Raw genomic sequence first — 6,000 nt, 5'->3', positions numbered from 1 at the left:
CCTGCAACGCACCCACCGCGTCCTGCGGCGGCGCATCCACCGCCCACACCTCGTCGATCAACGTCTCCACCGTCACCGGCCGGCCGCCCCGCAGGCCCACACCCGCCGCTCACCGACGGGGGCCGCGCCCCGCACGGCCGGCCCCGGACACCCCACACGGACGCACACCCAGCACGGGACCGGCACACACCCGGCACAGCCACCCGGCACCGGCACCGGCACCGGCACCGGCACCGGACTCAAGTCAGCCGCGCCCGGGGAACCACTCCCCCCGCGACCGCCTTCTGGCGCGGCGCCCCCGCCCCCGTCCAGCACGTCCCCCGCCGCGCCACCAACCGCCGCAGCCATAGCTCCGTGGAGACCAGCTCGGCCAGTCCGTCCAACGGCAGCACCGCCCCCTCCGCGGCCGACCGCAGTGCCTTGCGGACCACCCGTGCCTCCACCAGCCCCGCATCGGCCAGCAGCGGTGTGTCGAAGAGCCGCACCAGGTCGTCGACGGCACCGCGCAGCCCGGCCCGTACCGCTGCCGCATGGCTCAGGTGCGAGGTCGCACCCCAGCCGGGCGGCAGATCCCGTACGCCGGCCCCGGCCAGTACGGAGCGCAGCACGGCGGCCCGCGCGCCCGGCTGCACCCGCAGGGTGTCCGGCAGGGCGCGGCAGGCGAGCACCACCTGGTTGTCGAGGAACGGGGCGTGCAGCCGCTGGTCGCGGACCTCGGCGGCCTGCTCGAAGACGCGGTGGTCAGCGGCCTGGCGGGCCAGCGCGGCACGGGCCCGCCGCTCCCCGGGGCGGCCCACGGCGGGCGAGCGGTGCAGCGAGTCGCCGAGCCGAACCGATACTTCAGCCAGCGCCTCCCCCGTGAGCCAGCGCGCCGCGGGCCCCGGCCGGCACCAGGCGAGCGCGGCCAGCGAGGCGTCCACGGCCCCGCCGGCCACCGGCTCGTCGGCGAACTGCCGCTCCAGGAGGCGCCGCGCCGTATCGGCGATGCCCGCCGAGTACGGCGTACGGGCGAGCCTGCGGGCCGCACGGTAGACGGTGAAGGGGACGAGGACGGACTGTGCCGAGGCGCCGTCCGCCTTGGCCAGCGCGGTGACCGGACGCAACAGATGGCGTCCCCGCCGGTCCATGAGGAGGTCGGCGAGGCGGGCCGGGTGGGCGTCGAGGACCTGGCGGGCGCCGTGCCCGACGAAGTGGTCCGCGCTGCCGGCCAGCAGCCGGCGGCGGTGGCGGCCCGCGGTGGTGAGGGAGGGGCCCGGCTCGTCCGTGAGCGGGCCGCTGCCGAGGTCCGTGTACGGGAGGGCCTCTTCGCCGGCCGCGACGACGACATGGTGCAGCCGCGGGTTGTCGGCAAGGGTGCGGGCGCGCTCCAACTCGGCGTCGCGGTTGGCCTGTCCGCCGTTGGTGGCACGGTCGTTGAAGGTGACGGCCAGGAGGCGTTCGCCGTGACCGCCCAGCCTTCCGGGCCGGCCGGGGAGACCCGCGGCCAGGAGGGCGAGGGTTCCGGAGGCGCTGCCTCCGGAGAGGTCGGCGCCGATGCCGGGGGCCGGTCCCCCGCGCGCCGCGCGCCGCTCCGCGGGCCCCATACCGGGCACCGGACCGGGATCGAGGCCGTCGGGTCCGTCCGGGGCGGGGGCGTGCCGGGGGCCGGCCAGCCGGGCGCGGACGGCTTCGACCAGGGCGTCGCGGACGCCGTCCACGGCTTGTTCAGGGGCGAGTGGGGGCGCGGCGACGGCGAGCGAGGCGGTCGGTTCGAAGGAGGTGATGTCGCTGGCGCCGCCGCGCAGCACCAGGGCGTGTCCCGGCGGGATCCGGCGGACCCCTTCGTACGGCGTGCCGGCGCCGAGCGCCTCGGGGACGTCCGGGCAGGCCAGCAGCGCGGCCAGATGGCCGATGTCGAGGCCGGCCTCGACGAGGTCGGCGAGCGGGAGGGCAGCGGTGGCGTAGGCGGTGCCGCCGGCCCAGGGGGTGTGGAAGACCGGGCGGGCGCCGGCCAGGTCGCCGGTGACGGTGAGCCGTCGCCCTACCTGGACGACGGCGGTGTAGCTGCCGGGCCACGCGGTGAGATGGCGCAGTGCGCCCCCGCGGGCCGCGAACAGGCCCACCCGTAGTTGGTCGTTGGTGGCGCCGCAGACACCGAAGACCGCGAGCCGGGTCTCGGGGTCGGCCTGTATGACGCGGACCTCGTCCGGCCGCCAGTCGCCGACCGCCCAGAGGGGATCCGGGTCGCCCCACAGGAGTTGGGCTCCCACGGGGAGGACCGCGCGGCTCTCCTCGCCGGCCGCCGGCCCCGTGACTGCCGGCCCCGTGGTGGCACTGCTCCACCCCACCAACCAGCGCATCGCCGCCTCCACCCGATTCCCCGTGCGCCGGGGCCAACGGCCGCCCCGTACAGCGAGTTGCCCGGCTGTCACCGGGCTGTTGTGGCGACCATGCTGCCATGACAGGGGCGCGGGAGAGGCGCCGGAGCGGGCCCGTATACGGGCGGTTCGCGGCGCGTGCGGCCACCGAGGGGCCGCAGGCGGGTCCTCGGGGGCGTCCCGGGCCGCGCCGGGCGGGTCGTGAACGGCGGAGCAGGCGAGGCGCGGAGCACCGTCGGGGCGGCCTGCGGGCCCGCCCGCGGTACGCCCTCGCGCCGGCCCCGGTGCCGGCACCGGCACCCGGCAGCCCCGGCCCCGGGAGGCCCCCCGTGTGGCCCCCGGGGCGACCCCCGAGCGTGCGACGGCGTGAAATCATCACCCGTCGATTTTCAGCCAAAGTACGTTCCGCACAGTCCGGTTGACGCATTCGGGCACTGCGTCGGCCGGTGCCGCGACCGGCCGGCGACCGGTCCGCGCGACGGTCCGGGAGACGGGCTGCGCCCCCCGGACCGGACCGTCACCCGCGGGGAATGGGGTGACGGTATCCCCCAGCCCACTGGATCCAGTGCAGCGGGCCGACCCACGCAGAAGACATGGAAGCGCTCCCGATATCGGGCGGCCAGCGCGCACGGACGGGCGCACGGGCACACGTACCCGGAGCACATGCCAATTCCCGCACCCCTGTTTGAACACGAATCTCGCCATCCGGGATACCGACTCTTAACGGTCGGGATCCGGCGAACTACTCTGGGTGGACGCATGCCCCGGGGCACCGGGGCGGCCGTCGCTGTGTCGAGGGGTGCGCATGTCCAGGGATATACGCGGGCCGAACGAAAAGCTCGGCACCGTTCTCGCCCTCGCGGGTATCAGCAATGCCGGACTGGCACGCCGGGTCAACGACCTCGGTGCGCAGCGCGGACTGACGCTTCGCTATGACAAGACGTCGGTGGCGCGCTGGGTCTCCAAGGGCATGGTGCCCCAGGGCGCCGCGCCCCATCTGATCGCGTCCGCGATCGGCAGCAAACTCGGCCGGCCGGTCCCGCTGCACGAGATCGGGCTGGCCGACGCGGACCCGGCACCCGAGGTGGGCCTGGCATTTCCCCGCGATGTGGGCGCCGCGGTGCGCTCCGCGACCGAGCTGTACCGTCTCGATCTGGCCGGACGGCGGGCGGGCGGCGGCGGCATCTGGCAGAGCCTGGCCGGATCCTTCGCCGTCAGCGCGTACGCCACCCCCGCCTCGCGCTGGCTGATATCCCCGGCGGACAGTTCGGTGGCCCGGGAGGCGGCCGAGGCGCGCGACAAGGACGCCGCGGCGGCCGGCGACGGCGGGATTCCGCAGCACGTCGGCCACAGCGACGTCAGCAAGCTGCGCGAGGCGGCCGAGGACGCGCGCCGCTGGGACTCCAAGTACGGCGGCGGGGACTGGCGTTCCTCCATGGTCCCGGAGTGCCTGCGGGTGGACGCGGCGCCGTTGCTTCTCGCCTCGTACAGCGACGAGGTGGGACGGGCGCTCTTCGGGGCGACCTCCGAACTCACCCGGCTCGCGGGGTGGATGGCCTTCGACACCGGCCAGCAGGAGGCCGCGCAGCGGTACTACATCCAGGCGCTGCGGCTGGCCCGCGCGGCCGCCGACGTCCCCCTGGGCGGATACGTCCTCGCCTCGATGTCCCTCCAGGCGACCTACCGCGGATTCGCCGACGAGGGCGTCGACCTCGCCCAGGCCGCCCTGGAACGCAACCGCGGCCTCGCCACCGCCCGCACCATGAGCTTCTTCCGCCTGGTGGAGGCGCGGGCACAGGCCAAGGCCGGCGAGGCGCGCGCCTGCGAGGTGGCGCTGAAGGCCTCCGAGGGCTGGCTGGAGCGCTCCCGCGGCGGCGATCCCGACCCGTCGTGGCTGGACTTCTACTCGTACGAACGCTTCGCGGCCGACGCCGCCGAGTGTTACCGCGATCTGCGGCTGCCGCGCCAGGTCCGCCGCTTCACCGAGCAGGCGCTGTCCCGCCCCACCGAGGAGTTCGTCCGCTCGCACGGTCTGCGCCTGGTCGTGTCCGCGGTCGCCGAACTGGAGTCCGGCAATCTGGACGCGGCCTGCGCGGCGGGCACCCGCGCGGTCGAGGTGGCCGGCCGGATCTCCTCCGCCCGCACCACCGAGTACGTCCGTGATCTGCTGCACCGCCTGGAGCCGTACGGCGACGAGCCCCGGGTGGTCGAGCTACGGGAGCGGGCGAGGCCGCTGCTGGCGGCGCCGGCTTAGGGATCGGGCTGTACGGGGGCGGCCGGCACACCGCCGCGTCGGCGTCTCGGGGCTGTCCGATCGGCATTGTCAGTGCCGGCCGTCATGATGGGATACGTCGTCGGCGATGATGCGCAGGTCCGCGGCGACGGGCGAGCCTGCGGTCATGCGGTTGGGGAGGTGCAGTGGCGGCGTACGACTGCGATGTGCTGGTGATCGGTGCCGGCATCGTCGGACTCTCTACGGCCTACGCGCTCACGCGTGCCGCGCCCGGCACGCGTGTCGTGGTCCTGGAGAAGGAGTCCGGTCCGGCCCGCCATCAGACCGGGCGCAACAGCGGCGTGATCCACAGCGGTATCTATTACCCACCCGGCTCGCTCAAGGCCCGCTTCGCCCTCCAGGGCTCGGCGGAAATGGTGAAGTTCTGCACCGAGCACGACATCCCGCACGAGGTCACCGGCAAGCTGATCGTCGCCACGGACCGCAGCGAGCTGCCGCGGCTGCACGGCCTGATCCAGCGCGGCCGGGAACACGGCCTGCCGGTGCGCGAGCTGGGCCCCGCCCAGATAGCCGAGTACGAACCCGAGGTGCGCGGCCTGGCCGCCATCCATGTCGGCACGACCGGCGTCTGCGACTTCGGCGCCGTCGCCCGCCGCTTCGCCCGGCTCGCCGAGGACGCCGGCGCCCGGATCGCGTACGGCTCCGAGGTGACCGCCATCGGCCGCCGCCCCGGCCGGGTGGCGGTCCGTACGGCCGACGGCACGGTCCACCGCGCCCGCGCCCTGGTCAACTGCGCCGGTCTGCAGTGCGACCGGATCGCCCGGCTGGCCGGCGACGCCCCGGGCATGCGGATCGTCCCGTTCCGCGGCGAGTACTTCACCCTCGCCCCGGAGCGCGCCGCCCTCGTCCGCGGCCTGGTCTATCCGGTCCCCGATCCGGCCTTCCCCTTCCTCGGCGTGCATCTGACCCGCGGCATCGACGGCGCCGTCCACATCGGCCCGAACGCCGTCCCCGCCCTGGCCCGCGAGGGCTACGACTGGCGCACCGTCCGCCCCGCCGAGCTGGCCGGCACCCTCACCTACCCCGGCTCCTGGCGGATAGCCCGCCGCCACTGGCGCTACGGCGCCGGCGAACTGCACCGCTCGCTGTCCCGGCACGCCTTCGCCGATGCGGTCCGCCGCCTGCTCCCGGCCGCCCGCGAGGAGGACCTGCTCCCGTCGCCGGCCGGCGTCCGCGCCCAGGCCGTCCTCCCCGACGGCACCCTCGTCGACGATTTCCTCTTCGCCGAATCCCCCGGCATGATCCACGTCCTCAATGCCCCGTCCCCCGCCGCCACGGCTTCGCTGCCCATCGGGCGGGAGGTGGCGCGACGGGTGCTGCGCCTCGTGGGGCAGGGCCGGGCATGACAAA

General features: G+C 75.4%; 3 protein-coding genes. 2 read left to right on the top strand and 1 reads right to left on the bottom strand.

Annotation, left to right across the window (positions count from 1 at the left end; translation table 11 throughout):
• Nucleotides 1-239: 239 nt before the first annotated feature.
• On the bottom strand, nt 240-2,339 hold the full coding sequence (locus tag ACWGJY_RS09875) for an asparagine synthase-related protein (protein ID WP_453260251.1): 2,100 nt from the start codon (nt 2,337-2,339) through the stop codon (nt 240-242).
• A gap of 823 nt (nt 2,340-3,162) precedes the next feature.
• Between ACWGJY_RS09875 and ACWGJY_RS09870 the strand changes: the two genes are divergently transcribed.
• A complete protein-coding gene (locus tag ACWGJY_RS09870) occupies nt 3,163-4,611 on the top strand; it encodes an MFS transporter (protein WP_327225871.1) in 1,449 nt (482 codons plus the stop codon).
• 164 nt (nt 4,612-4,775) lie between these two features.
• Nucleotides 4,776-5,996, top strand: a complete 1,221-nt coding sequence (gene lhgO, locus ACWGJY_RS09865; protein WP_453260250.1) for an L-2-hydroxyglutarate oxidase — start codon at nt 4,776-4,778, stop codon at nt 5,994-5,996.
• Nucleotides 5,997-6,000 lie beyond the last annotated feature (4 nt).

Source organism: Streptomyces sp. NPDC054765, from assembly GCF_053612065.1.
The sequence above is the reverse complement of the archived record's forward strand: the minus strand, read 5'-3'. Positions and strand labels throughout refer to the sequence as shown.